Origin of the sequence: Ferrimicrobium sp. (assembly GCF_027319265.1) — a bacterium.
Lineage (GTDB): Bacteria > Actinomycetota > Acidimicrobiia > Acidimicrobiales > Acidimicrobiaceae > Ferrimicrobium.
The window spans coordinates 1-26,346 of the sequence record NZ_DAHVNP010000007.1; the positions used below are offsets into that span (position 1 = coordinate 1).

Annotated in this window: 22 protein-coding genes; 14 read left to right on the forward strand and 8 right to left on the reverse strand. The window is 58.0% G+C overall.

Features of this window, described 5'->3' with window-relative positions:
* Together M7439_RS00535 and M7439_RS00540 are read right to left on the reverse strand one after the other, a co-directional pair.
* Positions 1-1,159: MFS transporter (locus tag M7439_RS00535; RefSeq protein WP_308464341.1), on the reverse strand; the 1,159-nt coding region annotated here is incomplete at its 3' end.
* An 895-nt stretch (positions 1,160-2,054) separates the two neighbouring features.
* Positions 2,055-3,524, reverse strand: a complete 1,470-nt coding sequence (locus M7439_RS00540) for a chloride channel protein (RefSeq protein ID WP_298347418.1) — start codon at positions 3,522-3,524, stop codon at positions 2,055-2,057.
* Positions 3,525-3,922: 398 nt separating this feature from the next.
* Here M7439_RS00540 and M7439_RS00545 point away from each other — a divergent pair, with 398 nt between their 5' ends.
* Positions 3,923-4,087 carry a hypothetical protein gene (locus tag M7439_RS00545; protein ID WP_298347419.1) on the forward strand — a complete coding sequence of 55 codons (165 nt, stop codon included), beginning with the start codon at positions 3,923-3,925 and terminating at the stop codon, positions 4,085-4,087.
* Between the two features lie 95 nt (positions 4,088-4,182).
* On the opposite strand, the gene M7439_RS00550 is transcribed toward M7439_RS00545, so the two are convergent.
* The 3 genes from M7439_RS00550 to M7439_RS00560 form a co-directional block, all read right to left on the reverse strand.
* Positions 4,183-5,853, reverse strand: a complete 1,671-nt coding sequence (locus M7439_RS00550; protein ID WP_298347420.1) for a hypothetical protein — start codon at positions 5,851-5,853, stop codon at positions 4,183-4,185.
* Complete coding sequence (locus tag M7439_RS00555; protein WP_298347421.1) at positions 5,834-6,616, reverse strand: ABC transporter ATP-binding protein; 783 nt, start codon at positions 6,614-6,616, stop codon at positions 5,834-5,836. The genes M7439_RS00550 and M7439_RS00555 overlap by 20 nt, the downstream gene beginning before the upstream one ends.
* A 381-nt stretch (positions 6,617-6,997) precedes the next feature.
* On the reverse strand, positions 6,998-7,306 hold the full coding sequence (locus M7439_RS00560; protein WP_298347422.1) for a hypothetical protein: 309 nt from the start codon (positions 7,304-7,306) through the stop codon (positions 6,998-7,000).
* 305 nt (positions 7,307-7,611) lie between these two features.
* Here M7439_RS00560 and M7439_RS00565 point away from each other — a divergent pair, with 305 nt between their 5' ends.
* The gene (locus M7439_RS00565; RefSeq protein WP_298347423.1) at positions 7,612-8,244 is read left to right on the forward strand and encodes a helix-turn-helix domain-containing protein; all 633 of its coding nucleotides are present in this window, start codon (positions 7,612-7,614) and stop codon (positions 8,242-8,244) included.
* Positions 8,244-9,452, forward strand: a complete 1,209-nt coding sequence (locus tag M7439_RS00570; RefSeq protein WP_298347424.1) for an MFS transporter — start codon at positions 8,244-8,246, stop codon at positions 9,450-9,452. Before M7439_RS00565 ends, M7439_RS00570 begins: the two co-directional genes overlap by 1 nt.
* 326 nt (positions 9,453-9,778) lie before the next feature.
* Here M7439_RS00570 and M7439_RS00575 read toward each other — a convergent pair whose 3' ends face one another.
* A complete protein-coding gene (locus tag M7439_RS00575) occupies positions 9,779-10,696 on the reverse strand; it encodes a hypothetical protein (RefSeq protein ID WP_298347425.1) in 918 nt (305 codons plus the stop codon).
* 503 nt (positions 10,697-11,199) lie between these two features.
* On the opposite strand from M7439_RS00575, the gene M7439_RS00580 reads away from it, so the two are divergent.
* The 4 genes from M7439_RS00580 to M7439_RS00595 all read left to right on the forward strand — a co-directional run bounded on the left by M7439_RS00580 (position 11,200) and on the right by M7439_RS00595 (position 15,463).
* Positions 11,200-11,928, forward strand: a complete 729-nt coding sequence (locus tag M7439_RS00580) for a M48 family metallopeptidase (protein WP_298347426.1) — start codon at positions 11,200-11,202, stop codon at positions 11,926-11,928.
* 479 nt (positions 11,929-12,407) lie between these two features.
* Complete coding sequence (locus M7439_RS00585) at positions 12,408-13,280, forward strand: nitrilase-related carbon-nitrogen hydrolase (protein WP_298347427.1); 873 nt, start codon at positions 12,408-12,410, stop codon at positions 13,278-13,280.
* 549 nt (positions 13,281-13,829) lie between these two features.
* Positions 13,830-14,798 carry an inorganic phosphate transporter gene (locus M7439_RS00590; RefSeq protein WP_298347428.1) on the forward strand — a complete coding sequence of 323 codons (969 nt, stop codon included), beginning with the start codon at positions 13,830-13,832 and terminating at the stop codon, positions 14,796-14,798.
* Positions 14,798-15,463: a DUF47 domain-containing protein gene (locus M7439_RS00595; RefSeq protein WP_298347429.1), complete on the forward strand. Its 666-nt coding sequence runs from the start codon at positions 14,798-14,800 to the stop codon at positions 15,461-15,463. Before M7439_RS00590 ends, M7439_RS00595 begins: the two co-directional genes overlap by 1 nt.
* 154 nt (positions 15,464-15,617) lie before the next feature.
* Here the strand turns inward: M7439_RS00595 and M7439_RS00600 are convergent, their stop codons facing one another.
* Positions 15,618-15,914, reverse strand: a complete 297-nt coding sequence (locus tag M7439_RS00600) for a hypothetical protein (protein ID WP_298347430.1) — start codon at positions 15,912-15,914, stop codon at positions 15,618-15,620.
* Between the two features lie 284 nt (positions 15,915-16,198).
* Between M7439_RS00600 and M7439_RS00605 the strand changes: the two genes are divergently transcribed.
* Both M7439_RS00605 and M7439_RS00610 read left to right on the forward strand, forming a co-directional pair.
* Positions 16,199-17,509, forward strand: a complete 1,311-nt coding sequence (locus M7439_RS00605; RefSeq protein WP_298347431.1) for an MFS transporter — start codon at positions 16,199-16,201, stop codon at positions 17,507-17,509.
* A gap of 69 nt (positions 17,510-17,578) precedes the next feature.
* Positions 17,579-18,523: a serine/threonine dehydratase gene (locus tag M7439_RS00610; protein ID WP_298347432.1), complete on the forward strand. Its 945-nt coding sequence runs from the start codon at positions 17,579-17,581 to the stop codon at positions 18,521-18,523.
* Between the two features lie 90 nt (positions 18,524-18,613).
* Here M7439_RS00610 and M7439_RS00615 read toward each other — a convergent pair whose 3' ends face one another.
* The gene (locus M7439_RS00615) at positions 18,614-19,525 is read right to left on the reverse strand and encodes a hydroxymethylglutaryl-CoA lyase (RefSeq protein ID WP_298347433.1); all 912 of its coding nucleotides are present in this window, start codon (positions 19,523-19,525) and stop codon (positions 18,614-18,616) included.
* A 135-nt stretch (positions 19,526-19,660) separates the two neighbouring features.
* On the opposite strand from M7439_RS00615, the gene M7439_RS00620 reads away from it, so the two are divergent.
* The 5 genes from M7439_RS00620 to M7439_RS00640 all read left to right on the forward strand — a co-directional run bounded on the left by M7439_RS00620 (position 19,661) and on the right by M7439_RS00640 (position 26,323).
* Entirely contained in the window at positions 19,661-20,290 is a 630-nt protein-coding gene (locus M7439_RS00620; protein ID WP_298347434.1) for a GntR family transcriptional regulator, read from the forward strand.
* 12 nt (positions 20,291-20,302) lie between these two features.
* Positions 20,303-21,526: a CaiB/BaiF CoA-transferase family protein gene (locus tag M7439_RS00625; protein WP_298347435.1), complete on the forward strand. Its 1,224-nt coding sequence runs from the start codon at positions 20,303-20,305 to the stop codon at positions 21,524-21,526.
* A 165-nt stretch (positions 21,527-21,691) separates the two neighbouring features.
* Positions 21,692-23,752 carry a hydantoinase/oxoprolinase family protein gene (locus M7439_RS00630; protein ID WP_298347436.1) on the forward strand — a complete coding sequence of 687 codons (2,061 nt, stop codon included), beginning with the start codon at positions 21,692-21,694 and terminating at the stop codon, positions 23,750-23,752.
* 54 nt (positions 23,753-23,806) lie between these two features.
* A complete protein-coding gene (locus M7439_RS00635) occupies positions 23,807-25,666 on the forward strand; it encodes a hydantoinase B/oxoprolinase family protein (RefSeq protein WP_298347437.1) in 1,860 nt (619 codons plus the stop codon).
* 3 nt (positions 25,667-25,669) lie between these two features.
* Positions 25,670-26,323, forward strand: a complete 654-nt coding sequence (locus M7439_RS00640) for an isochorismatase family protein (protein WP_298347438.1) — start codon at positions 25,670-25,672, stop codon at positions 26,321-26,323.
* The last annotated feature ends 23 nt before the right edge of the window (positions 26,324-26,346 follow it).

A 26,346-nucleotide genomic window follows, 5' to 3' on the forward strand; every position in this document is an offset into this window, starting at 1 on the left:
TTGAGCCTACAACGTAGCCAGCACCGATTTCGAGGACACCTCCCTGCCCGACCAGATGTGAGAAGGGGACTGCAATCGCATAGCCCAGTGGGAGTAGCGCGGAACTAGCCAGCCAGTCAAAGCTGGTGACTTTCGACATGACCTCGGGTGGAACGTGGTTCTGCATGAGCGTACCCCACAGTGAGGAGAAGTACTCAAGACCCATCCCGGACAGTGCCCCGGCGACGAGAACGTACCCGATCGATAGATGAAAGGCAAGAGCGAGGAGAATTGAGACCGTTGAGAACAGTGCCAGCAAACCAAGCCGCAGGGGTCGACGACTTCTACTCCGAAAGGCCCATAGCCCCCCAGCGACACCACCGACAGCGACGCTTCCCCAGATCAAGCCCCAGCCACCGGGACCGTGATAGTAGCGGATGGCCAGTACCGGTCCCAAGACCACCAACGGCGCATAAGCAACGACGTGCCATAGTGCGAACTGGAGATCGACCGTCCAAATCCAAGTCCGGTGCCAGAACGCACCCCAGCCTTCGACGATATCTTGGCGAAACGTCGAAACGCTTCGTTCCTGATGCGTCAGATCGGGAGGAAGACCTGCAAAGATGACGACCGTGCCGAGTGGCAAAAGACCTGAGAGCAAGAGTGCCCAACCAGGAAAGACCAGTGCTGCAAGAAAGCCGGCGATCGCGGGACCAAGAATGTTGCCGGTGTTCCAGTAGATGCTCCGGAGTGCATTGGCCTGTTGTCGATACTCCATTGGGATGACAGCCTGGAACCATCCCTCAAAGGCTGGAAAGAACAGTGAGTATGCAAACCCTACGATGAGCTGGGCTACCAGGTAAATCCAAAGTTCTTGCAATGCCAAGAGGGCAGCAAGCGCCATTACGATCCGCATCAGCCCAATGATCATGTCCGAGCCCATTACTAAGGGCTTACGCGCAACGCGATCGCCGATCACTCCGGCAAAGAAGAGCACCGCGACTGTGGCTATCGCCTGAGCCCCTAGTACATATCCGTAATCACTGGCCGAGTGAAAACGGTCCAGAATAGTGAAGCTCAACGCCACTGGCAACATGCCGGAACCGAATGAGGCCAGCGAGCGGGCAATGACAAGCCTTCGCACCACGCGATTGCCCCAGACTTCGCGCGCCGACGCCACCTTCACCCCTCATGAATTGTTCAGGAATCCTCAATCTCCAGGCTAGCCATCAAGCCTGACGGTCACGTGCAGCCGAAGCTGTGAAAGGGTGTAGACCAGGGGCGAAATGGCGAATGAGTGGTATCCATCGCGGTACCTCGCGCCCCTCACCAGAATTGTTTGACATAAGGGGAGTTGACTCCTTTCCGTCCAGTTGGCCTTGTCGGTATCTATTCTGGGAGGCTGGTGATGCATCCGCAACTGGGTCAACGGGGGAGTCGCGTGGAGTTCATTAATACTACCGGACGCCCGATTCGTTAGCATGTCGCGCTCACCATGAGAGGTGCGAAGCGGTAGGCAGCCCTCTTCCATGTGACAACGCTCTCCTTGCCCAGCTGCGTTGCGCTTACCAATGCCATACCGGTTTGGTGTCCGCCACTATGCAATTGTTTGTCCGCCACTGCACGGTTGCGCGTGTTTGTCAAGAGCTGCAACCCTATCGTTGCCGAGGCTGCTGGTGTGGATCAACTCTGTCGTCTATCAACCATTCAAACTCTTAAGCGAGCATGTTGTGAAACTGCCTCTTATAATTCCGATAGATGGTCGGATTGCCTTGCTCTAAGGCGGTGCCCCTCATGTTCGGCTTGGTGCTGTGCCGCTGGACGTAGGCAGTGACCCGGTTGGCAGCCAGCCTTCATTGAGTAACGCCAGAAGCTTCCTGTTTCACGGTCGCAGCCATTGGTGTAGCGCGTCGCTCGTGAAGAACACTTCGGGACTTATCGTTGTCGTCATACTCTCTGGGACGGTTCTTGTCGTTTGTGGTCACAGGACGTCGCAGGGGGCGAACTGGCGACAGGGTTCAGTAATGACACACGTTCCAAACCCGCCAGATTCTTGTTCCTTGTCCCTGCCAGAGCTACTCGGGCGGTGGTTGAGGAGATGAAGATGGTGGTGGGTCAGGGGGTTGTGGAGACAGCCTCGCTGAGTAGATGGAGCGTAAGTCGAAGCGCCGCGAGATGAGGGTTGCTCCAACGGCGGCAATGAGGATCGGTGCAGTGATGGCGATCGTGCGCGTGAGTTCGATAGTCATCGCGATACCAGTGAGGGGTGCCTCTATGGCGCCAGCCAGTAGCGCTGCTGCTCCGATCACGGCGAAGGCTGCGACTGATGGTCCTGGCCACATGAGCAACCAAAGGTGGCCAATAAGTGCACCGAAAATTGCGCCGAAGCTCATGGTTGGGGTGAAGAGGCCACCGGACGCTCCGCTGCGCAGACAGGCAGCGGTGGCTACCGGTTTGAGTGCCGCAAGTGCGAGAAGAACCAACAGACCAGCGCTGGCCGAGCCGGTGAAAGCATATTGCGCGAGATCGACACCGTTACCCAGTAGAAGTGGGTACGAGATCGCGACGAAACCTAATGCGGTGAAGACGAGCACTGGTTGGATGAAGAGAAGTCGCCCCTTGGGCCGGTGATCACTCGCCCAGGTGATGATCTTGACATAACCAGCAGACGCAAGACCCATGACTGGTCCAATAACGATGGCGAAGACGATCAGTGAGGTGGTGGGGTTCGCCAGTTTGGGCACGAAGTACACGGTGTGAGCGGGGAGAGTAATCCACGATACAACTACCGCAATTCCTGATGTCAATAAGGCGGGAAGCACAAGTGGCAGCGACATCGTGCCGAGGTAGATCTCGAGCGCAAAGAGTGCTCCGGCGAGGGGGACGTTGTAGACCGCGCCGAGTCCGGCACCTGCTCCACAGGCAATCAGGAGCGATCGTTGTTCTGGGGGGAGTGAGAACCTTCGTGCCAGAAAGCTACCGGTGGCAGCGCCCGTGCGTTGGGGTGCCGCTTCGCGCCCTATGGACCCTCCCATCGCAACGGTGATCTCCGAGAGCACCCCCGTAGCGAGCGTTCGAATGAGCGACAGGTTTCCTGTTCGTGACCATACGACCTCGGTTGGCTCGCCTCCGGTGCTGCCGGTAAAGCGGCGCAGTGCCCACAGCCCGAGGCCGGTGACCATACCACCGATGGCGAGTACAACGACGAGTCGTAAGGCGCTGTGGGCTGCGACGGCGTTTGAGAACTCGCCCGAGTGGTAATCAAACGCGATGTGTTGCACGGTTCGGAGGACTCCCATCATCACCATCGCTCCGATACCTGCCCCGACGCCGGTGAGCAGTACCAACACCCAGAAGCGCGGTGGAAGGTCCGCAAGTCGGGGTGGGACATTCGCCTGTTCGGCTCCTCGTGAATCCGAGTTGTGACCTGTTTGGTTTAGTCGACCAAAGAAGCGGTGAATCAGTCGTTGGAGACGACGGAGTAGATCATTCAACGTGCGAACGACCTTTGATCCATAGCGCGCCATAGGCGGGTATATTGGCATCTCATCAGAGGCAGCGGCTTACCATACCTCTCTCCGAGGGCGGTCAACGCCCTCCTACTGGACCGACGCCACCCGGTGAACTTCTTTACGCGGACTTGATGAGTCATGGTTGAGATAGCTCCGTTCCACGTTGATGATTGGTGAGTCTATCTGGTGCACGTGGGAACGATAGGGGCCTTCCAGCGTTATCCAAGCGTTCGCATCACTCTAACCATGGGGGTATCCATGAAGATAGAGTTTCCTAACGTTGATGGGCAAGGTGCGCAAGGATAGTGCCGGGGCTCTTCCTACCTGGGAAATGCGCGATAGTTCGCTGATGGGTCTCCTTGATGGCGACCAGCTTTCGATGTCAAGGTGATCGTTCTTGGGAAACGCTGATGGAGCAGAACGCGTGATGAGTGATTACTGAAGATGTCGTTGCGCTCTCTTTGGTCACTCGGACATCAGGGTGTGATACGGGTGCCGAGCATCTCGATGCGGAGGAGCTGCGCCGATTGGAGATGAAGGGTGGGCCGCAGGCTCACTGCCCCGTGGCCCTTGCTAGACAAGAGCGCTGTCGATAACGTCCGCCATGGTCTCACGACCGACATACCCAACGCCAACGAGCGGAGTTTATCGTGGTGGTGAGAATACTGGTGATCCAAAGACGCCTGTCGCACTAGATCGGCACAACGAGCGGATCAGCGGTGCGGAGCTGGTGGAGATAGGTTTCAGCACCTGCAAGGAAGATCCAGTTCATCGCTCCTGCAGCGAGTATAAAGGTCAAGATCAGGATAAAGATGAGACCAAATGATTGCATCTGGGTGGCTATGCCGCCGATGATGAAGGTGGCAAAGCTGGCGGCGAATGTTGCAATCGATCCTCCAGTTGAGAGGCGTTGCCCCCATGTCTGGGGTGCACTCCTTGGAAAGTACGCCAATGCCATGAGCACGACGGTGGCGTCTGCTAGCCCGAGGGTGGCGGCAATTGCCCCCGACAGCAGTGCACGCGTGGGGTCCCCGTGGAGAGTGGCCAAAAAGACAGCCACGAAGAGTAGCACGCCGATCGCCACCCACCACAAGGTGAAAAGATAGGCGAAGGTCGTACGCGTTATCGGTGTCACCAGAAGCGGTCGGAAACGGTCAAATCCCCACAGTGCGGCAATGCGTGCGACACCCATTGCCATCTGTGCCCCAAAGAAGAGAAGTAGACCCAGGTTTAAGCCACCCCTGCCAAGGCCTAAGAGGATCAACAGCGGCACGACCGTGGAAAAGATGAGCGTACCGACCAGATTCTCCCGGATCAGGAGGCGCAGCAGGATGCGGCTAAGCGTGATCGCCTCTGACCAGGGACCAGGACTTGGCTGGCGGCGGATCATGGAAAGGCCTGCTGTCCCTTGCCAATCGGAATCCTCGTTCTCCGCTAGTTCCTTGGTTGCTGGTTCTGAGAGTGACGGTGCCGGTAGGTGAGGTGTCAAGGCAACAGCGTTCTGTCGCTTCACAGCACCCTCTTTGCGGGGTTGCGCGACGATCCGCCAACCCCCATAGCCGACCAGACCTGCAACGAGGAGTTCGACGAAGATACCAATCGCGAATGGAACTGGTGCTCGTTGTGTCATTGGGGTGAAGATGCCTCCAGGCAATGCCAGTGCTGCCAGGCGGATCGTCGCTCCAGACGTCATGTGGATGATCGTCCGGCTCAACTGTTGGTGGTCTAAGGTGATTGAGGCAATGACCAGGATAAGAAAAGGGTTCCCCAAGATTGCGATGATCCACTTGTGCACGGAGGTGGGAAGGAATCGCACCATGCCCCCTCCCGCGATCAGCGTCAATCCAATCGCGATGGCCATTGATTCAATCGCTGCGATGATGCAGAGCAGATATTCGATGAAGTTGCCATGAATCAACGAGACGATGAGCAGTTCCATCAGGAACGTTACGACCGCAGCGCTAGCGAACGTAGCGATGTTTGCGGCAACGAAGGAGGTGAGGATATCCGCGCTCTGTCGGACGGGTAGCAGTCTTGCCACTCGTTGGCTACTCTTGCTTGCGAGCACGATCGAGAGGGTCCCAATGCCACCCAAGACTAGAAAGATCGCCAGAAGATTAGCGGCCACAACTAGGAAGGGGATCGTCGCTGTGGCGTTGCCTGGGAAGAACCGATGTTCGGTGCCAACTATGGCCGCAAAGATCACGAGGGTAAAGATCAACATGATCCCGGTGCTCAACATCACCCTTGGCCACACACGCGCGTTTGGTAGGCCCTTATTGGTGACGCGATACCGAGCCTTGATGCTCGCAACAAGGAGGAGCCAGGTAACGGTCCTTGCTCTAGCTGGTTGAGGTCGCATCGGGGTGGTCCTGGTGGTCAGTCAGGGCGAAAAAGACCTCCTCGAGGTCGGCTCCCTCCTGGAGCACTGCCTTTGATCGGAGTTCAGAAAGTGCTCCGGATGCTAGTACGCGTCCATTGGACAGAATGGTAGCTCGTTGCACCACCGATTCCACCAGCTCAAGCAGGTGGCTCGAGAAGATGATGGTCTTGCCCTGGCTGGCCAGTTCGGTGATGAGCTCACGGACACGACGGATCCAGCGCGGATCGAGCCCGACGGTGGGTTCATCGAGGAGGAGTACCAAAGGGTCGGGCACCAGGGCGAGGGCGAGGGCGAAACGTTTTTTCATACCGCGTGAGAATCCGGCCACTCGCTCATCAGCGTGTTCATTCAACCCCACGAGCTCAAGGAGTTCAACGGTTCGCCTGGGTAGTTCCTGCTGATAACCAAAGGCGTGGGCAAAAAGATCAAGGTGTTCACGGGCGGTCAGCTGGGAGAGGAAGATTGGTTCGTCAGCAACGTAACCGATGAGGTTCCTTATGGCAGTGGGGTCCGGCCAGACCGATTTCCCATCGATCAGTACCTGCCCACTCACCGGGGGAACGAGTCCTGCAAGGATGTTGAGAGTAGTCGTCTTGCCTGCACCGTTGGATCCAAGTAGTCCATGCACTTCGCCCATCGGAATTGAGAGAGAGAGGTCAAAAAGCACCTGTCGTTCCCGAAACGCCTGTACCAAGTCGGTCGCAACGAGAATCGGACTGGTCTCAGGCAGAGGATCACTCATAGGATGTCACTGTAGTAGTTATGGATCATTGTTCGGCACCATTTCCCGGATCAATGCCTGATGGATTTGAGCCACAACCGTGCTCACCTGGCGAGTTGGGAGGCGGTGCGTCGGGTCTGCCAAAGGGAGGGCTTCTGGCGGCAATCCTCAGTCAGTCACGGTTTGCCCTGTTGGTGAGTTCTGACATTTGGGTTCAATGTCATGAGGTGGGCGATCTTGGCTACGCGGTGAACAGCGACGATTCGGCCAGGCGTGGCCAGCTTTGAGGCAATGTGTCTCATTGAGGGTCTGTTGCGCCGCACCAGCATCGTGGGCCGCGAAGGCAGGGAGGCTAGCCATGTCTGGGACCCGGTGGTTCGTTGCCGGTGAGTGTTCATTGGACTAGCGCGAGGTAGGTGGATAGGCGGCGGCATCCACCGCTTGGGCACGCCTCTTGTTGGCGGGAAGAATCAGCCACTGCACGCTGGGGTGGACGACGTTGGGCCAGAGATTCACGCTCACGAAGAGGATAACGACAAAGGGAACGAACCCGCCGATTAGGAGGCCGAGAAGACCGTGATTGAAGTGCTGTACCCAGGCCAGTTTGGTGGCGTGGGCGACGAAACCAATGGATATTCGAATGAGTCCCAGAAGTATACCACTGATGAGGATCTGGAGCCAAGGATCGAAGTACCGACGCAGCAACCTCATTGACATAGGGTAGCAGACAGGCGATTGATTTGTCAAACGTTCGGAACAGATCGTCAGACCACGCATGAGCTGCTGAGCTCGACGTGCTGCATGGGTGCTTTGATGATTGGGGGGGTACTCATCGTCTGGTGTCGTTTCTCTTTACGCCCCTGTCGGTACCAGCTTGTGGCTAGAACCATGTCATGCGCTGGCAGTACATCACCACATCGCAAACAAGGAAGCCTTCGTGTGTGATGAGGGATCTGCGTCAAAGTTTTTTAGCAAAATGCTATACAAGCCATCTCTCGAGAGAGTATTCTCGAGAGATGGCTCTTGAGAAAACCGCTGTAAATCCCGAAACAAAGAGATTGACCGACGCTCAGACGATGCGGGCACTGACGCATCCGGTCAGGATTGCTCTCCTCGAGGTGCTCGCTGTCCACCAGAGTTTGACGGCAACGCAGGCGGGTGAGTTGCTCCAAGAGACCCCTACTACGTGCTCCTTTCACCTCAGGCAGCTGGCTAAATACGGGTTTGTAGAGGAGGCCACGCCAGGTAAAGGGAAGGGGCGCCAGCGACCATGGAAGCTGGTGCATATGGGCTTTACGATCCAAGGAGAGGATCTTGATGCCGAGGGTCATATCGCGGCGGATGTGCTGACCCAGATGTTCTTCCGCAGGGCGTTGGGGCGATTTGAACACTGGCAACGTATCCATGGATCCTACCCAGGAGAATGGGACCGAGCGAGTGCGGCTGACCAAACCGGCTTGTTCGTGACGGCGACGGAGCTCGCCGAGGTCAATGCCAAAGTGAGGGAGGTGCTTGCAACCTACCGGGACCGTCTGGTCGATCCAAGCCTGCGACCGAACGACGCTCGGCTGATTGAGGTTCTGTACTTGGCCTACCCAGTGGAGCTTGACGGCACCGTTGCCCAGAACATCGCTTCTGAGGAGCAGTGATGAGATCCCGCAACGCTCTTGCCTACCTGATCGGTACGCTCTTGTCAGGTTTTGGCGATAAAGTGCTCTTCATCGCAGCCGGGATCTGGGTCCGCGAGCTCACGGGATCCAATGCCGCTTCAGGCCTGACGTTCTTCTTCTACATCGCACCCACTATGGTCATTGGACCTCTGGCCGGGTTGATCGTCGATCGTTTTCCTCGGCGCAGGGTCTTGATCGCCGCGAACACCTTGAGTGCACTGTCACTTCTCGGTCTCATCGGCGTGCATAGCGCATCGGGTCTTTGGCGCATCTATCTCGTGATGGTTATCTATGGTGCCTTGGCGACCGTTGGTAGTGCGGCTGACGTCGGGTTGCGTACATCGGTCTTTGATCCAGAGCAGTTTGGATCAGTCAATGGTCTCTTGTCAACGGTGTCAGAGGGCCTTCGTCTTGTGGTCCCGCTCATCGGGGCAGGGCTTTTTGTGCTTGCAGGAGCGATGGCGGTGGTCGGCGTCGACATCGCGACCTACGCACTCGCAATCAGCCTGCTCCTCCTCATCCGCGTGCAAGAACATCATGAGGCGACGTCGCCTCAACACTGGCGAGCCCAGGCCTTGGCTGGCGTTCGACACATCTTTGCTTCGCCGCTTCAGCGTCGGTTGACCTGGGCGTTAACGGTGTTGCTTGGTACGGTCGGCTTTTTTGAGACGGCCATGTTCGCGGTTGCAACGGATGGTCTTCGGCGATCTGCCGCCTTCGTGGGGGTGTTTGTTGCCTTTCAGGGAGTTGGGGCAATTCTCGGAGGCGTCGCGTCAGCATCGCTGATGCGTAGGTTCGGTGAGCTCAAGACCGCAGCGCTTGGCATGGTTGCCATCGCGCTTGGGTCCGCTATTGTGCTGGTCGGTACGCAACCGCACTCGCTCGTCGCCGTGCTCATCGTCTGTGGTGGTATCGTCTTGCTCGGAGTTGGCATCACGCTGCTCTTGGTTGCTGTGAACACGGCCATCCAACGCAGCACTCCCCGTCGGCTGATGGGACGGGTGGATGCTGCCTTTAATGTCATCTTCAACGGGGTTCAGAGCATCTCGATTGCGCTCGGCGCTGGCTTGGTGGCGCTGGTGGGGTTCGATATTCCCATCCTCCTCATCGCGTTGAGTGCACTGATCGGGACCGTCATCCTGGGGTACCGGACGCCCGCAATGGAGTTGGAGTCGGAGGTGGAGTGATGAGTGAAGTCGTATGCCGTCAGGGATAGCCTCGGCCAATGCGTGAGATTGCCTGACGTGTGGTCGATACCCGTCCGTGGGAGTCGTGTCGAGAAGGTTGATGGACCTTGCCCCAACGACAGGGTCGTGCGCAACTGGGCGCTCACGCAAAAGGACTCCAGCCCTTGATCGAAGATGGTGATGAACGGGACCGTCTGTCATCGTGGCGATAACAACGACCCAATCAGCGATGTTCCCCCATGCACCAGAGGAGTTTCACGGTGCGACCCGTGGCCCAACCGACTTGCGGGTTCTCGACCCCGTCAGGTTGGGTGCTTGCGGCCGGGTTAGTGTGAATAAGAGGCCTCGAGGGCGGCGAAAAAGGCCTGTTGGCTAATGATCCCTGAGGTTGGGGCCTTTACGGCTGGGAAGGTCGCTCCGTAGCGCGTCAGATCTACTTGCATCGAGATGGTGACAGGGATGGCGGCAGATCCCTTCTGGATGACGGAGATATCGAGATGGACGAGCTCCTGTCGTAGTAGTCCGTTGGTGCCGATCCAGAACTTGATCATGAGTGGACTATCGAAATTCAGCGCAGACAGCGCCTTGGCGAGGGCCTGCGCGTGAACGGTCGACTCCAACGTGTGGAGGAAGTTGGCCCCGCTGATGTTAGCGGAGTACTCTGTGGTTGCGTGTCCGTTGACGGTGGCGGCTCCGACAGTAGTGATCTGAGTTTTTAGACGTCGCGCGATAGCCGCCAAAACTGAGGTTGGATTCGTTGATCCTGCCTGGCCAAGCGGATTAGTCAGCGCCGTCGATGGTCCTACGAGTGTCGACTGGATCCAGCGCGCACCGCTGAGCGTTGTGAGACCGAGCTCATTACTCGGGATGCCTAGGTAGACGGTGTTGCCAATCACGCGCTCTGTCGAGGAGACGTTCTGGTGACTCGATGGGACAAAACCGTTGTTGGTGAGCTCGGCGTCGATACTGATGGGATTTGAGCCAGTCTGATAGACGTAGCCGCTGGTGCGACTCTGCTGAGAGCCACCTATGGTCGTGATGTTCTCGACCGTTGAGATCGCGAACGACCGTTCCTTCTGGGTGGTTCGATACGCCGTCAACAGTGCACTGTGGCCTCCAAGGTGAACGCTTGGTGCTGATGAGGAACTCGAGGCGCCACAGGCTGCAAGCAGTATGGCAGAGAGCGAGAGTGGAGCAACGACACGGACTCCATGGCGTAATTTTTGCCTTGTGCCAGATAGCATAGCGTACCTCCCGTCTAGACCACAATTCTTATACTAGCACTCGCGATGAGTACCTGCAAGACATGAGTCACTCGAACATGATTGCAAGAAACATTGCGATTGAGTGTCTGATGCAATAATGCAGTTCAGGAGTGGTCTGGTCCTCTACAGGCATTCGCAGTGCATCAGTCGTGCCTTGGGTTCTCTGGTCAGCGTGACGTGATTCCAAGCGATGGAGTAACCAACGGTGTGCTCTAGCGCACAAGGGACCTCAAGAGGGACAAACCCTGTTGCTGGGGGAGCGAGCTCACGTGGTCTCGTTGCGGGGACCTTGCACTGGGCATCGGCACAAAACGTGGCGATCCTGGTGACGGCGCTATGGTGATCCAGCTTCGTGGGCTACGAGGGGATACTGCACGACAACGTTGCTCTGGTCGACGAGAGCTAACCTAGAGGTTGTGCGAGCGTGGTTTCGAGGATTGAGGGACAACCCGTGGTGACCGTAGCTGTACCTTGGCGAGACGATGCCAACTAGGCGGTTAAGTATCACCGTCGAGGATGTTGAGGTAGAGGTGATCCTGAAGGCGATCAAGCACGCGCATATTCGTGTGAGCCCACCTCACGGGACGGTGCATGTCTCCGCACCACTCGGCACCACGGTAGGTGAGGTGCGCAGTATCCTCTTGTCACGATTGGGTTGGATCCGCACGCACCAGGCCCGATTCGCAGCATCGACAACCTTCGTGGCTCCAATGATGAAGACCGGTGAGCTGCATTATTGTTGGGGTCAACCGTATCCACTGCTCGTGCGGGAGGTCGCAAATCGTGCTAGGGCGGAGTTGCGTGATGGGCAGTTGGTGCTTGCAGTACCGGCTGGCTCGTCCAAGGATGAGCGGGAGCGGTTGCTTGACCGGTGGTATCGACGACAGCTACAACTGGCGATTCCCTCAGTTCTGGCACACTGGGAGCCGGTGGTCGGGGTGCAGTCCTCGCAATGGGGAGTGCGCAAGATGCGAACGCTTTGGGGATCCTGTAACATCAAAGCCGCACGGGTATGGTTCAATCTCGACCTGGCCAAGAAACACCCGGAGAGTCTTGACTACGTGGTTGTCCATGAGTTGACCCACCTCCTTGAGCCAAGTCATGGTTCTCGATTTGCGGAGTTGGTGGCGCGCGCCATGCCCGACTGGGAGGGGCGACACGAGCGTATGTCGCAATCGATCTTTGACCCCGGCATCTGGGCCCGCCGCTGAGCAAGGATCCTCTCGCTAGAGATGCTTGCGTCTGCCCAATGGTATGCGTGGTGAACCCAATCCTCCTTGGTTTGCCAAGTGCTCGAGTGTATGATCGCAACATGGTCCATCGAATCCAGGTAATCGAATCCATGCAATCGAATCCAGGCAATCGAGTCCAGATGCTAGGCGTGCCAACTGCTTGCAGGATGAGACAGTAGCCACAAGGAATGAACCAGACTTGCGTTGAGCGCTTTGCATCGCCGCATGATCCGCATCCTGTTTGTCCATGCTCTTGGTGGGGACTAGGGCGGGGCGGAAGGGTTTGTTGGCTGAGCCTATTATCTGGTCGCCATATTTGTTCTATCCATCGCTGATCTCCATGGACTGTTAACAGCGGTGATTACGTGTGGACGGTCGCAAGAGCAATACCTCCTGGCCCCATCCTCGACCCAGGCCGTGTAAAGCGAGTGGACGGGTGATGGTCTAGAGTGAACGGCATGCGGGTAGCGGTGGGCCAAGTCAGTCTGCAGGTGGGGGACCTTGAAGGCAATCGCGCCAGAAGCACCGATGCGATCTTGGCCGCAGCCGCCGATGGTGCCGATCTCGTTGTGCTTCCTGAGTTGAGCGATAGTGGCTACGTTTTTGCCTCGACTGAGGAGGCGAGCTCGCTTGGGGCGCCCATCTTGGGTAACCCAACGCTACAGCGGTGGAGCGAGTTGGCGAATCAGCACCGCATCACGATCGCTGGTGGCTTCTCGGAACTTGGAGAAGATGGAGCACTCTATAACTCTGCTGCGCTGATCGCTCCAGATCAGAATCCTCTTACCTATCGGAAGGTCCATCTCTGGGATGGGGAGAAGGAATTCTTTACACCGGGCGATGCTTTGAGCACCGTTACCGAGATCAACGGCGTGCGAGTCGGTCTCGCAATCTGTTATGACCTTGAGTTTCCAGAGCTCGTACGGGCGCTTGCGATCATGGGTGTGGAGCTCCTGGTGGTGCCCACGAACTGGCCGCTATCGCCATTCCCGCAAGCGGAGCGGCCGATGGAGTTTGTCAAGGCACAAGCGAGTGCAGCGACGAATGGCATCTGGATTGCCATAGCGGATCGTTGCGGCAAGGAGCGAGGTGTTGACTGGGTCGGCTACTCCAGCCTCCTTGATCCAAGTGGTTATCCCACCTTTGCGCCAATTCCCTTCGGAGTTGCCGGGGTGGCAGTAGGGGAGGTCGATCCTGCACGGGCCCGCAACAAGATGATCTCATCCAAGAATCACCTCTTGGATGATCGTCGAAGCGATCTCTATCGGGTGATCGCTCGATCGGTGTCGACGGCGCAGGTTTGGGACAACGGTGATCCGCCTCCCTGGTAGGAGCCACTGGTAGGCCCGAAGTGTCCTTGGCGAATGATCTCAGATTCTGAGGGCAACTCACGTTTCGTTCTCGAATCTCTTCGTGTCGCGGAATGCGCCTGTTCGTGTCCTCAAGACGTTGATCGTGCTCACGAATGACGGAGGTGAGACGTTCGGGTTGGCACGTTCGAAGTTCGGGTACGTCATCTAGACGAAAAGTGCTCAGCCAACCACGCAACCAATTCGCTCTTCACCAATCCCCGACGGAAGGGTGGGGTGTCTGCGGTCGTGTTCGCTCGCCGCACTCTAGCGAGGGCGAGTTGCCAGATCGCCTTGGAATAGACAGCGATGCCGACCATGTCAGGTTGGATGGTAGCTCACAGGATTGGATAGGACCGTGTTCGTTTGCTCCATCGGTGGTGATCGAACGTGGTCGCATTCCTTGCGGTGTAGTGGGAATCTGACGCCGCGAGCACCTTCTCGATGCCCGGCTCGTGTGGTTTGCACGAACTAGCATGAGGCAAAGATATCGGTCGTCGTAGGGCGCCGAGGGTATGGGAGGTGGTTGGTTTGGCGGTTGTTGGTGCCACGCTCCTTTTCGTGCTCGCTCTCGCCGCGGCATTGGTCAGCGGCTCGAATGACGGCGCGACCCTGGTGGCCCTGAACACCAGGACCACGACGATTGCACCACTTCGGGCAGTGGTAATTCTTTCGCTGTTTGTGGCGATTACTCCGATGATCGTCGGGACTGCGGTCGCCTCAACGGTCGCGGATGGTCTGGTCGCCTTTGAAAAGACCGGTGGTGAGTTGGCCTTTCTCGTGGCGATTGCCTGCGCGTTGGCGATCGTCTATCTGTTGAGTCATCACGGACTTCCCACGAGCGTCACCCTTGCGATCACGGGTTCTATCGTCGGCGCCGGCCTAGGGTTCGGATTGCCGGTGTACTGGGTAACGGTGGTGGCGGTCCTTCTCGCCGGTATTGTCGCCCCGTTGGCGGCGGCGGCCGTCGGTTACCTGGTGGCATCCGTCGAGCTGCGGCTGCGACCGCCTGAACTGTCACCACGCCTTCGCAAAGCTGGCGAGTGGGCGGGGTTTCTTGTGCAGTCGTTTGCCTATGGGTCGAATGATGCCGAGAAGCTTGTTGCGATTGTGGCCATTGCTTTGGGGCTGGCGGTACACGGCGTGCAGATCTCGATCCCTGGTCAACTTGCCGTTGGACTGCTATTCGCACCTGGGATTCTGCTCTCGGTGCGGCAGATGGCGGCCCGAGTGTCCGAACGGATTATGCATGTGCGTTCAGATACCGCTATCGAGGTGACTGTGTGTGCGGCAGGCGTTGTCTTACTCTCCTCGTTACTTGGTTACCCGATCTCATCCACCCAGGCGGCCACTGCCGCACTGGTGGGAGTGGGCGCTCGGACCGCTCCGCGGCAACTCCAGTGGGGACAGATCGGTAGAATCGGTGTCGCTTGGCTCGTTACACTGCCGTTAGCGGTAGGGGTCGCGACCGGTGTTGGCCTGATTGTGAGGTTGTTCTAGTGAGCCGCAATCATTCCGGATCCCCGTGGCAGCGGTTGATACATTTCTTCCAGAGCTTTGGGCCGAGGGCTTCGAAGGAGCTGGTAGAGAATCTGGTATCTCACCTCGATGCCGATGCGCGAGGGGTGGGCTTGGTGATCGCGATGCTCCATGGTGAGCTCGCTCATGATCCCTCGATAGCGAAGATGTCCCAGATCGAACACGACGGGGATCAACTACGTACCGAACTTGTCGATACGCTCGCCAAAACACTGGTCACACCGATCGATCGTGAGGATCTCTACCGGTTCTCCCGAGCGATCGATGATCTCTTGGATGAGTTGCGGGACTTCGTGAGGGAGTGGTGGCTACTCCAGGGGGTCGACCCTCAACCCTTGCTCCACGTGTTGGGCGAGCTTGCGCTTGCCATCGACAGCGCGAAGGTGGTGGTTGCCACGATTGGCGAGCCCAAAGCTGGGGGAGCGGCACAACTCGTTGAGGCACTCCGATTGGCGAATCGCGTGCGTTGTATTCATGAGGACGAGATTACTGCTCTGTTTCAGGGAGAGGTGACGATGGAACTTCTCCGTGAACGCGAACTTCTTCATCGACTCGATTCCATCGGCATGCACCTCGTTCAGGGTCTCAACACCATTGCTGATAGCTTTGTCAAGCGGGGGGAGTGACGCTGTACACTCGTGGGATAGGCGGGCTGTAACTTCTGTGGATCGCCATGGTGCCGTGCAGGGGTTGATGGCGTGGCATCGCTGTCTCTATCACGGATGAACTCATGGGAGCATGCGTTCGGACCACTAATGGATTGGCACTAAAGGATTGGCACTAAAGGATTGGATTGTCCTTGAGTTCGACTTCGACAAAGACGGCGTCTTTGCCGCTTTGGTTGATGACGTTGTGGGCGGTGCCCTTGGTGCCAGCATAGGGAGTTCCGGCTTCTTGGTACATGTCGTGGCTCCCACCGGTTGCATCCAGGACGCGGAAGGTGCCGCCGGTCACCGGAATGACGACATAGTCGAAGGCATGTACATGGTCCCCCGTCTCTGCACCATCAGCAAAACTCCAGGTTGTGGTACGGGTGTGGGTGTCATCAATGTGTTGGGTTGCCTTGGCGGTCGTCATGGGGTCTCCTTGTTGTGTAGGTGAAGGTAGTGAGCTCACACGATTAGGACATGTTCGGATGCACCGTACCACGGTGCCAACTCAGTTTCTTGTCTTTTCCTATTGTAGCTGTGGGCTGCGATGGGACGGATGGTGGGCACGAGGAGGACGGTATGGTCGATCCAGGCCCGTTCTCCCAGGCATGTCCAAGAACTCATTAGAATGAACGAACGGTGGACGTTTGTCGCTGCTTCGCGTTCAAGATGCGCTAGACACGAAAGCAAGGGTGTTCGAATGGCGAAAGGGTGTCTGGTGAGGGCCGTGCGGCTGTGACCGAGGGGAGCGGCGAAATCGTTGAGGATCGTCGCGGTTGGCGATTGGTTCTCGTTGGAACTCTTGTCTCGTCCATTGGAAGTGGTCTGACACTCCCGTTTTTGGTCGTCTATCTTCACAGCATTCGGCATATGAGTTTGCCGCTGGCAGGCCTGGTGGTGGCTGCCTCAGGGATCGCCGGACTCGCGACCGGTGCCATCGGTGGGAGCCTCGCTGACCGGTTAGGCGTAGGGCGCTTGCTCTTTGGCGGGCTGCTCATCTCCGGGGTGGCGACGGTTGCGCTTGCTGACGTCCGCACTCCCGTCTTTGCAGCGGTGGTTGTTGCCCTGATTGGAGTAGGGGAGTCGGTCATTTGGCCCACGCTCAATGCGTTGGTAGCGAGCCAACTGGCGAGTCCGAACCGACCGCGCGCCTATGCGCTACGGTTCGGGGTGCTGAACGGTGGTCTAGGGTTGGGAGCCCTGATCGCTGGTTCGGTCGTTTCACTCCATCGCCCGGTGAGCTTCGAGGTGATCTATGTAGTTGACGGACTGACCACGATCGCCTTTGCTGTCATCGTCGGGATTGGTTTGCGCCACCGTCCGGGTTTTCGGACTCACCCAGAGGTGAGCGATAAGCGAGCGATGACGGGAGAAGGCTATCGAGTCGTCCTACGTGATCGGCGCTTTCTCGCTTGGCTCGTCGCATCAGCGCTGTTCGTTTTCTTCGGTTACGCAATGCTCGATGGTGGATGGGCAGCCTATGCAACCGTCATCGTCCATGCGAGCCCAAGGATTGTTGGTATAGGTTTTGCCGTCAATACGGGTGTTATTGTGGTGTCGCAGCTTGGAGTGGCTCATCTCACTCGTCGGTGGCGACGGAGCCGTATGCTCCTCGGGGTAGGTGTGCTCTGGTCGCTTGGCTGGCTCATGGCTGGTCTCGCCGATATCCATGGTCTCGTGCATCTCGAAGTCGATGTTTTGCTCGCACTCTCTCTTGGGATTTTCGGCTTGGGTGAGACGCTGTTGAGTCCAGTGGCCGGTGCCTTGCCCAATGATCTCGCTCCCGAACATCTGCGAGCGCGATATAACGCGCTTGGTTCGACGGTATGGTCTCTCGGTACGATTGCGGGACCCCCGATCGCTGGTTTGTTGCTCGCGAGTTCGTTTCCACTGTCGTGGATAGGGCTAGTCGTCATCGGTTCAGCCGCTGCCGGGTTCGTTGGACTCAACCTAGGGCGACTGCTGCCGCCTGCAATCGATCGTCCACTTGCACCTGATCGGGATGGTCAGGCTAACAACTGAGGGGTGTGAGTGGGTGATTGGTGCCCTTGGGGCTGGCGGGTGACCGATGGTGCCGGTAACCTGATAACCATGATGACACCTGATGATGTAGTAGTGGCTCGGCGCCGTATCAGCCCCTGGGTGCGTGAGACCCCGATTATCAGGTGGGACGATCACCCAGCCCATCCACTGCTCAAGCTCGAGGCACTGCAGGTGACTGGTTCTTTTAAGGCACGGGGTGCCTTTAATCGCGTGCTCGCGGCCAGAGAGGCTGGAACGATCGGCGATGCGGGAGTGATTGGAGCATCGGGTGGTAACGCTGGCTTAGCACTGGCCTATGCTGCACATCGTCTCGGGATCCCTGCGGAGATCGTCGTGCCAAAGACGTCAAGTCCGGTCAAGTTGGAGCGTCTACGAACCTTGGGCGCGACGGTGGTCGCCTGTGGCCAACGCTATGGCGATGCCTATGATTGGGCGTTGGCTCGCCAGCGTGAGAGTGGCGCCCTCTTTGTCCATGCCTATGACCAGGTCGAGGTGGTGGCTGGGCAGGGGACCGTGGGTCTTGAATTTCTTGACCAGGCCGGTCCCCTAGATGTCGTTGTCGTCGCAGCTGGGGGCGGTGGTCTGGTGGCTGGAGTGCGACTGGCGATGCCACACGAGACGCGAGTTATTGCGGTTGAGCCGACACTAGCGCCAACGATCCGACAGGCGCTAGCTGCCGGTGGGCCGGTGGATGTCGAGGTCTCTGGGGTGGCGGCTGACTCGCTCGGCGCTCGACGCTGTGGGGACCTCGCCTATGAGGTGATCTCATCGATGGGGGTAGAGTCTGTGCTCGTCGAAGAGGAGGAGATGGTGGCAGCCAGGCAGCTCCTTTGGGACGAGTTTCGGTTGGTCGGGGAGTATGGTGGGGTCGCAGCGTTGGCTGCGTTGCTCGCAGACAAAGTCAAGACGAGTGGACACGATCGCATCGGTATCATTTTTTGCGGTGCGAATTCGGACCCCTCGGACCTCGTGAAACACGACGAGATCGGATAGAGGGACGGGCGCACTGCTCGAGGCTGTGTGGATCAATCCAGTGGGGGGTTAACCCATTGGGTCCAGCTCGGTGATGTCAGCTCGCTGATGTCAGCTCAGCGCCGGGAACATCCCGGCTCGCGTCAGGAGACCAGGAACCGGGTTCGGTAACTTCTGACTCAGCAGATCAACCACCTCAAAGAGGCGAGCAAAGTCGACACCGAGGTGATAGCCCGAACGTGACAACATATACGCGAGATCTTCGGTGGGAATGTTGCCGGTCGCATTGGGTGCAAACGGACATCCTCCGATGCCTCCGAGGGATGCGTCGAGCACAGTGACGCCCTCTTCGACGGCGGCCATGGCGTTGGCGAGTCCAGTGTTGCGGGTGTTGTGAAAGTGGCAGCGGAGTTGGATCGGACGCGATCCGACGATCTCTCGAACGCCCTGCATCCGTTCGTGTACGTCCCTTGGGACCGCGACACCGATGGTGTCGGCGATGGCAATCTCAAACGGCTCCAGATCGGCGACCTGATCGACGATGGCGTAGAGCTGTTGGGGGGTTACTTCGCCCTCGTAGGGACAGCCGAAGGCAGCGGAGACGGTGATGGAGGTGCGAAGCCCCGCCTCTCTCGCTCGCCGGGTCACGTTGGCCGCCATGGCTAGGTTCTCCTCAACCGAGGCACCTTGATTCTTCTCCGAGAAGGTCTCGGTCACCACCACCACGTAGTTGATCTCCTGTAGTGGGGTTGCGAGCGCACGATCGAGGCCCCGTTCATTGAGGACGAGCCCAATGGCTCCGTCAAAGGCCGCAGGGCTGAGCCGTGCCAAGACCGCCTCCGCGTCGGCCATCTGGGGAACTCTTGCGGGATTGACAAAGCTGGCAACCTCGATCCTTCGCAGACCGGCACCAAGACACCCCTCGATCAACGCTACCTTCTCGTCGGTTGAGAAGGGTGTGGCTTCGTTTTGGAGTCCATCCCGCGGTGACACCTCAACGATCTCGATACTTGGCTGATCCATCGTCGTTCCTCTCTCGATCGCTATCCCCTCTCACTCTAGGCGCTTCAATCTTTTTTCACCAATTCCAAACAAGGCGGCGTCGGCTGTGATATTGTATCCAGAATTGCTGCAAAATGGCGTTGGATTGGGGATGCTTTGGGAGAAATCAGCACAGATGTATACAATCAACTGCGACACGCACTGGTGACCGGTGAGCTCGCCGCTGGGGAATCCCTTCGCGAGGAGTTCTTGGCGGAGCGCTTTGGAGTATCGAGAACACCGGTTCGAGAGGCACTGCGAAGGCTGCAAGTTGAGGGGTACATCGAGATCCTGCCACATCGAGGTGCGCGGGTGCTTGGGTGGAGAGTGGAGGACATCAATGAGGTCTTTGCGCTCCGCGGTGTACTCGAACCGCACGCGGCACGTCAAGCCGCGCTTCGGCTCTCAGAGAGTGATCTGGTCGTCGCCCAAAAGCTCGCCGATGCGATGGAACGACTGGCAACGGAGCGTCCAATTGGTTTTGACGATCAGATCGCGAGCCTCAACAATCAGTTCCATGCCCTGATCGTTGGTGGATCCGGAAACTACCGACTCTCTGAACAAGTACAGTCCATCATGGAGCTGGCTCGGGTCCGAGCAACGTTTCAACGCTACAGTGCGCATGAACTCAACCGTTCGATGTCGCATCATCGAGAACTCTTAGAAGCACTGGCTGTTCGTGACCCTGATTGGGCAGAGGCGGTGATGAAGTGCCATATTTTTGCCGCACGTTCGGTCTATTGCTAGAAGGGAGCCTGAATGGATACCCCCGGTAGCGACGATTCCGAGGAGCGACTGCCGCTCCAAGATCTTCGAGTCATCGAGATGGGGCAGCTCTTGGCCGGGCCATTTTGTGGTCAACTGCTCGCTGACTTTGGAGCCGATGTCATCAAGGTAGAGGATCCAAATCGTGGCGACCCGATGCGCCAATGGGGTCGTGAAAAGCCACATGGGTTGTCACTCTGGTGGCCGGTGGTTGCGCGTGGCAAGCGATCGGTGACGATCGATCTGAGAACTGAAGCTGGCCAAGAACTCGTGCGCTCGTTGGTGGCACAATCCGATATCTTGCTGGAAAACTTTCGCCCTGGCACGCTCGAACGTTGGGGACTCGATTACTCCACGCTCGCTGAGATCAACCCAGGTCTGATCTTGGTCCGCGTGACGGGCTATGGCCAGACAGGACCCTACGCCGCTCGGGCGGGATTTGGCTCGATTGGCGAGGCGATGGGTGGCATCAGATATGTGACCGGTAACCCTGAGGCACCACCTTCGCGAGCTGGTATCTCGATTGGCGATTCGCTCGCTGCCATCTTTGCTGCTCTTGGTGCGCTGGTCGCCGTCCACAACCGTAACGTGACCGGCAAAGGGCAAGTCGTGGATGCAGCGATCTATGAAGCGGTGCTCTCGATGATGGAGTCGCTCATTCCCGAATACACGCTCGGCAACTACATTCGTGAGCGCACCGGAGCGATTTTGCCCAACGTCGCACCCTCCAATATCTATCCGACCAAAGATGGAATGCTCCTGCTCATCGCCGCCAATCAAGACTCAGTCTTTGGGAGACTTGCCTTGGCCATGGGCCAACCCGAACTCGCGGATGATCCGCGCTTTGCGACCCACAGCGCACGAGGTGCAAACCAGGTCGCACTCGATGAACGCATCGCAGCGTGGACGGCCGAGCACGATATCGCTGAACTCGAGGAGCTACTTGAGATCCATGGGGTGCCAGAGGGCAAGATCTATCGGGCGCCGGAGATGCTCGCTGATCCTCACTTCCAGGCGCGCCAGGACATCATCAGCCTGGCACATCCGACGTTCGGGGAGTTTCAGATGCATAATGTCGCTCCTCGCCTCTCGGCAACTCCAGGGAGAGTGAGATGGGTCGGCCCTGAACTCGGTGAGCACACCACCGAGGTTCTCGCTGGCCTACTCGGTCTCTCCGATGAGGAGATTACCTCTCTTCGCCAGCGAGGGGTGATCTGAGCGAGTACGACGATGGTTGATGGGACAAGATGATCGCGATGGATAGGCGACACACGTGGCGTCGTTAGGAAAAATGTTATCAAGTAAGAGAATCAATCAAAGAGTTGAGCGTCGCAGTGAGTCGGTGGGTTCGTTGCGACAGGCACAGATGAGGAGATTGTACTGATGAGTTATCGATTGGGAGTTGATGTAGGAGGAACCTTCACTGACCTCTTGCTGATTGATGAGGTATCAGGGGTGACACATCGTGCGAAGGTTCCCTCCACGCCGGAGGATCCCTCGATTGCAGTACTCCGTGGGATCGAGTTGCTGACTAAGCGCGCTGGGGTCGATCCAAGTGCGGTGAGTCAGGTGATGCACGGAACGACGGTGGCGACGAACGCGGTTCTTGAGGGGAAGGGCGCCAGGGTCGGCCTGGTCGTCACCGAGGGGTATCGTCAGATCCTCCAGGTGGCTCGGTCCTTTGTACCGGGAGGACTCGCTGGTTGGATCGTATGGCCAAAGCCTGAACCATTGGCTCGGCTTGAGGACACTATCGAAGTCAAGGGGAGAATCGATGCACGTGGTCGTGTGATCCGCCCCCTCGATCAGGTGGCACTGCGACAGGAACTAGAACGTCTCGGCTCCCGTGGGATTGAAGCACTGACGATCTCGTTGATGAACTCGTTCACCAACGACGAACACGAGCTTGCGGTTGCACGCCTAGCCGAAGAGATTTTGGGTGATATCCCTATCTCCTTGTCATCGCGCATCTTGCCAGAGATCAAGGAGTATGAACGGACGCTCACCACCGTGGCCAACTCCTACGTACGACCGCGGGCATCGCAGTATTTGCGTAACCTCTCATCTGAGCTAGCGCGACGAACTCCAGGTGCACGTCTACACATTCTTCGTTCTGATGGGGGTTTGATGGGGATGGAGGTCGCCTCCGCTGCCCCGGTGAACATGCTCATGAGTGGACCGGCCGGCGGTGTCTCTGGTGCGGTCTGGATCGCCAGCCAGGCGGGCTATGACGATCTGTTGACCTTTGACATGGGCGGCACGAGTACCGATGTCGCCCTTGTTCAACAGGCAGTCCCGAAGGTGGGGCGGGAGACATCCGTTGGCGATCTGACGATCCGTGCCTCCTCCATCGACGTGCGCACGGTCGGCGCTGGTGGAGGATCGATTGCGCACGTGCCCGCCTTGACCAAGGCGTTGCGCGTTGGTCCCCAGTCTGCCGGGGCCGACCCAGGTCCGGCAGCCTACGGTCGAGGTGGGACCGAACCCACGGTTACCGATGCCAATATGGTGCTTGGTTATCTACCCTCAGGTCTCCTGGATGGAGAGATGCAACTCGATGGCGAGGCTGCGAGACGCTCCATCGAGCCGCTGGCCGAGGCACTGGGCATTGGGGTGGAGCGGGCGGCCGCCGGTGTGATCGACATCGTTAATGAGAACATGTTTGGAGCTCTCCGGCTGGTCTCGGTGCAACAGGGGTATGATCCACGCGACTTTGCCCTCGTGGCCTTCGGTGGTGCTGGACCGCTTCACGCGAATGCCTTGGGACGGTTGATGGGATCGTGGCCGGTGATCGTTCCGCCCTCGCCTGGGGTACTCTGCGCCTTTGGTGATGCCACAACCCGCCTTCGATCGGAGTCCTCGCACACCTATATCCGAAGGTTCTCTGAGGTCTCGAGTGCAGAGGTGGCTGCCGAGCTTGAGGCACTACGAGCAGAGGCAGCAGCTGAGCTCACGGGGCAAGGGGTCGCTCTGGCGGAGCAGGAGATCGGCTATTCGGTCGATGTCCGTTACCACGGACAAGGCTTTGAGGTGACGGTTGATGTCGATGCGACCATGCTCACCGATGAACTGTTAGAGAGTATTCGTGCCCTCTTTGAGGCCGAGCATGAACGGCTCTTCACCTTTGCCCTCGATCAGGAGTGTGAACTGGTACATCTGCGTGCCATCGCCCAGGGTGCACGCCCGAAGGTCGCGGCCCTCCAGATCGAAACCGGGGATGAAGACGCCGCTGACGCAGTGATCGCCACCAAAGAGATTTACGTCGAGGGCGAGGAGGTTGTTGCCAATATCTACGCTCGTGCCCAGCTCAGGGCCAATAACCGAATCGCAGGACCTGCCATCGTCTCCGAGATGGACTCTACTACCCTGGTGTTGCCAGGTCACGAGGCTCGAGTCGACGTCTATGGCAATCTCATCATTAACCCCCTCAGCGATGCCCAGTGACGGGGGTTCTTGCTCGCTAGCTATTCGTCTGTACATTGAAAAAAAGGAGTGGTAATGGCTCAGATTATCGAGACATCGAATACCCAGTTTGCGAACGTCGATGTTGATCTCGTGACAGTGGATATTATTGAAAATGCGTTGCGAAATGCTCGCTACGAGATGGATGCGGTGCTCTTTCGTACGGCAATGAGTCCGGGAATACGAGAGCAACACGATGAGTTTCCCCTCATCGCTGATCATAAGGGTCGCATGGTGGTCGGTCAGTTTGGCTCCTTCATCGGCGGCTTCTTGGACAACTACCAGGGAACGGTCGAGGAGGGCGATATCTTCTTGACCTCGGACCCGTATAGCTGTGATGGTGCGATCAGTCATGCCAATGACTGGCTGGTGCTGATGCCGATCTATCTGGAGGGCCGCATCGTCGGTTGGTCGGCGATGTTCGGACACATGACCGATGTGGGTGGTAAGGTTCCTGGGTCACTACCGACCGATGCCGAGAGCATCTATGAGGAGGGGGTGGTCATCCCCCCCACCAAGATCTACCGACGCGGGGCACTGAACCAAGAGGCTCTCGATCTCATTCTCAACCAGGTGCGGATGAAACAGTGGAACCGAAGCGACTTGAACGCGATCGTCGCTGCCTGCCGCACTGCCGGGCGTCGCGTGGTGGAGCTCTGCGGTCGATTTGGTACCGACGTCTACATCGCTACGCTCGAGTTATTGCTTGAGCGCAACTATCGTGCGATGGAACAGCTGATCCTTCAGACTGTTTCGGAGGAACGACTCTCCTTTACCGACTACATCGATGATGACGGCCTTGGTAACGGCCCGTATCGGATCCACTGCACGATGTGGCGCGAGGGCAACAAAGTCCATCTCGATTTTGAGGGGACTGATCCACAATCGGTAGGGCCGATCAACTTCTTCTTGAACGTCAATATGTTCAAGATGTTCTTTGGGATCTACATGATCATGGTCTTTGACCCCCAGATCCTCTGGAATGACGGTTTCTATCCGTTGGTAGAGGTCCATATTCCAGAGCGATCCCTGCTTCGACCCGCCTATCCGGCGGCGCTCTCCTGTCGCACGCATGCGCTTGGAAGGATTTTTGACATCCTGGGTGGTCTGCTTGGCCAACGCCAGCCGGAGTTTCTCTGTGCAGCAGGCTTCTCCTCTTCTCCACACCTCATGTACTCGGGCACGGACTCCTCGGGCGAATGGTTCCAGCTCTATCAGATTGGCTTTGGAGGAATTCCGGGTCGGCCATTTGGAGATGGACCCGATGGACATTCGCTGTGGCCATCTTTTACCAATGTTCCCAACGAGTTCCTCGAGGCCTACTTCCCTCTCGTGATTGAGAAGTACGAGACGGTAGCGGACTCGGGTGGACCGGGATTCTTTCGAGGGGGTAATGGGATCGATATCGCCTACCGATTTTTGGAGCCCGGTACGATCTCCATCCACGACGATCGCTGGTTGACCTACCCTTGGGGCGTCAACGGTGGCTTGCCCGGAGCGAGAAGTACCAAGTATGTGGTTCGCACGAACGGAGCCACCGAGGTGCTCGCGTCCAAATGTGACCATGTCAAGGTCGCAGTAGGCGACATGTTGCACTACGTCACCTGGGGAGGTGGCGGGTGGGGCGACCCGTTGGATCGCTCGGCCGAGCTCGTTGCGCTCGAGGTTGAGCGTGGACTCGTGACGCGAGAGGGCGCGAAGCGCTACGGTGTCGTTCTCGATGATGACGGTACGGTACTGGCCTCGGCCACGGAAGCACTGCGTGCACAGATGCGCGATCATCGTGGCGCGCTCCCCGTCTTTGATTACGGAGCTCCGATCGCCGATCTGAAGGCGAGGTCACTCGCTGAGACGGGGATTCCGGCCCCTCGCGATCCCGTCTTCGAGACGAGGTAAGCCATGGGGGATCCCTCCGTGGATGCGGATTACCGGAAGGCGGGATTCTCCGGATCGGTGGGCTTTGGAGAGCGGCCTGCGGTGTTGGTGGTGGACTTGGTGCGGGCGTACCTCGATCCTCGCTCGTCGCTCTATTCCGTGCGCTACGAGGGGGTGCTCGAGGCGACGAGTACGTTGGTCGCCACCGCACGTGAGTGGAGGCACCCGGTGGTCTTCACCGGTGTGAGCTACCGCCAAGGAGGCGTTGATGGAGGGTACTTTTGGCAGAAGGTTCCCGCGCTGCGGGTCTTTGAGGAGGGATCGGAGCTCCGTGACTTCGACGAACGACTGATGCCAGCACCCACCGATCTCGTCATCATGAAACAGTACGCCTCTGCCTTTTTTGGCACCTCGCTCGCCTCGGCGCTGCACCATCAGGGGGTGGATACCCTCCTCATCGCCGGAGTCTCCACCTCGGGCTGCGTTCGTGCCAGCGCACTCGACACCCTGCAGTCTGGCTTTCGCCCGATTATCGTGCGCGAGGCGGTTGGTGATCGGACGGAGGAGATCCACCGGGCCAACCTCTTCGATCTTGAGGCAAAGTACGCAGATCTGTCTTCGTTATCAGCGGCATGTACGTATCTAGCGCAGATGACAACGGTACCCGAGGGGCACTAGTGTCGCCGATGTAGTGCAAGGCA

Excerpts from the sequence above, each read along its gene's own strand:
- M7439_RS00630 (WP_298347436.1), top strand. The coding sequence starts at position 21,692 with ATGAGTTATCGATTGGGAGTTGATGTAGGAGGAACCTTCACTGACCTC.
- M7439_RS00570 (WP_298347424.1), top strand. The coding sequence starts at position 8,244 with ATGAGATCCCGCAACGCTCTTGCCTACCTGATCGGTACGCTCTTGTCA.
- M7439_RS00575 (WP_298347425.1), bottom strand. The coding sequence starts at position 10,696 with ATGCTATCTGGCACAAGGCAAAAATTACGCCATGGAGTCCGTGTCGTT.
- M7439_RS00550 (WP_298347420.1), bottom strand. The coding sequence starts at position 5,853 with ATGCGACCTCAACCAGCTAGAGCAAGGACCGTTACCTGGCTCCTCCTT.
- M7439_RS00580 (WP_298347426.1), top strand. The coding sequence starts at position 11,200 with ATGCCAACTAGGCGGTTAAGTATCACCGTCGAGGATGTTGAGGTAGAG.
- M7439_RS00560 (WP_298347422.1), bottom strand. The coding sequence starts at position 7,306 with ATGAGGTTGCTGCGTCGGTACTTCGATCCTTGGCTCCAGATCCTCATC.
- M7439_RS00555 (WP_298347421.1), bottom strand. The coding sequence starts at position 6,616 with ATGAGTGATCCTCTGCCTGAGACCAGTCCGATTCTCGTTGCGACCGAC.
- M7439_RS00585 (WP_298347427.1), top strand. The coding sequence starts at position 12,408 with ATGCGGGTAGCGGTGGGCCAAGTCAGTCTGCAGGTGGGGGACCTTGAA.
- M7439_RS00565 (WP_298347423.1), top strand. The coding sequence starts at position 7,612 with ATGGCTCTTGAGAAAACCGCTGTAAATCCCGAAACAAAGAGATTGACC.
- M7439_RS00640 (WP_298347438.1), top strand. The coding sequence starts at position 25,670 with ATGGGGGATCCCTCCGTGGATGCGGATTACCGGAAGGCGGGATTCTCC.
- M7439_RS00540 (WP_298347418.1), bottom strand. The coding sequence starts at position 3,524 with ATGCCAATATACCCGCCTATGGCGCGCTATGGATCAAAGGTCGTTCGC.
- M7439_RS00615 (WP_298347433.1), bottom strand. The coding sequence starts at position 19,525 with ATGGATCAGCCAAGTATCGAGATCGTTGAGGTGTCACCGCGGGATGGA.
- M7439_RS00635 (WP_298347437.1), top strand. The coding sequence starts at position 23,807 with ATGGCTCAGATTATCGAGACATCGAATACCCAGTTTGCGAACGTCGAT.
- M7439_RS00600 (WP_298347430.1), bottom strand. The coding sequence starts at position 15,914 with ATGACGACCGCCAAGGCAACCCAACACATTGATGACACCCACACCCGT.
- M7439_RS00610 (WP_298347432.1), top strand. The coding sequence starts at position 17,579 with ATGATGACACCTGATGATGTAGTAGTGGCTCGGCGCCGTATCAGCCCC.
- M7439_RS00625 (WP_298347435.1), top strand. The coding sequence starts at position 20,303 with ATGGATACCCCCGGTAGCGACGATTCCGAGGAGCGACTGCCGCTCCAA.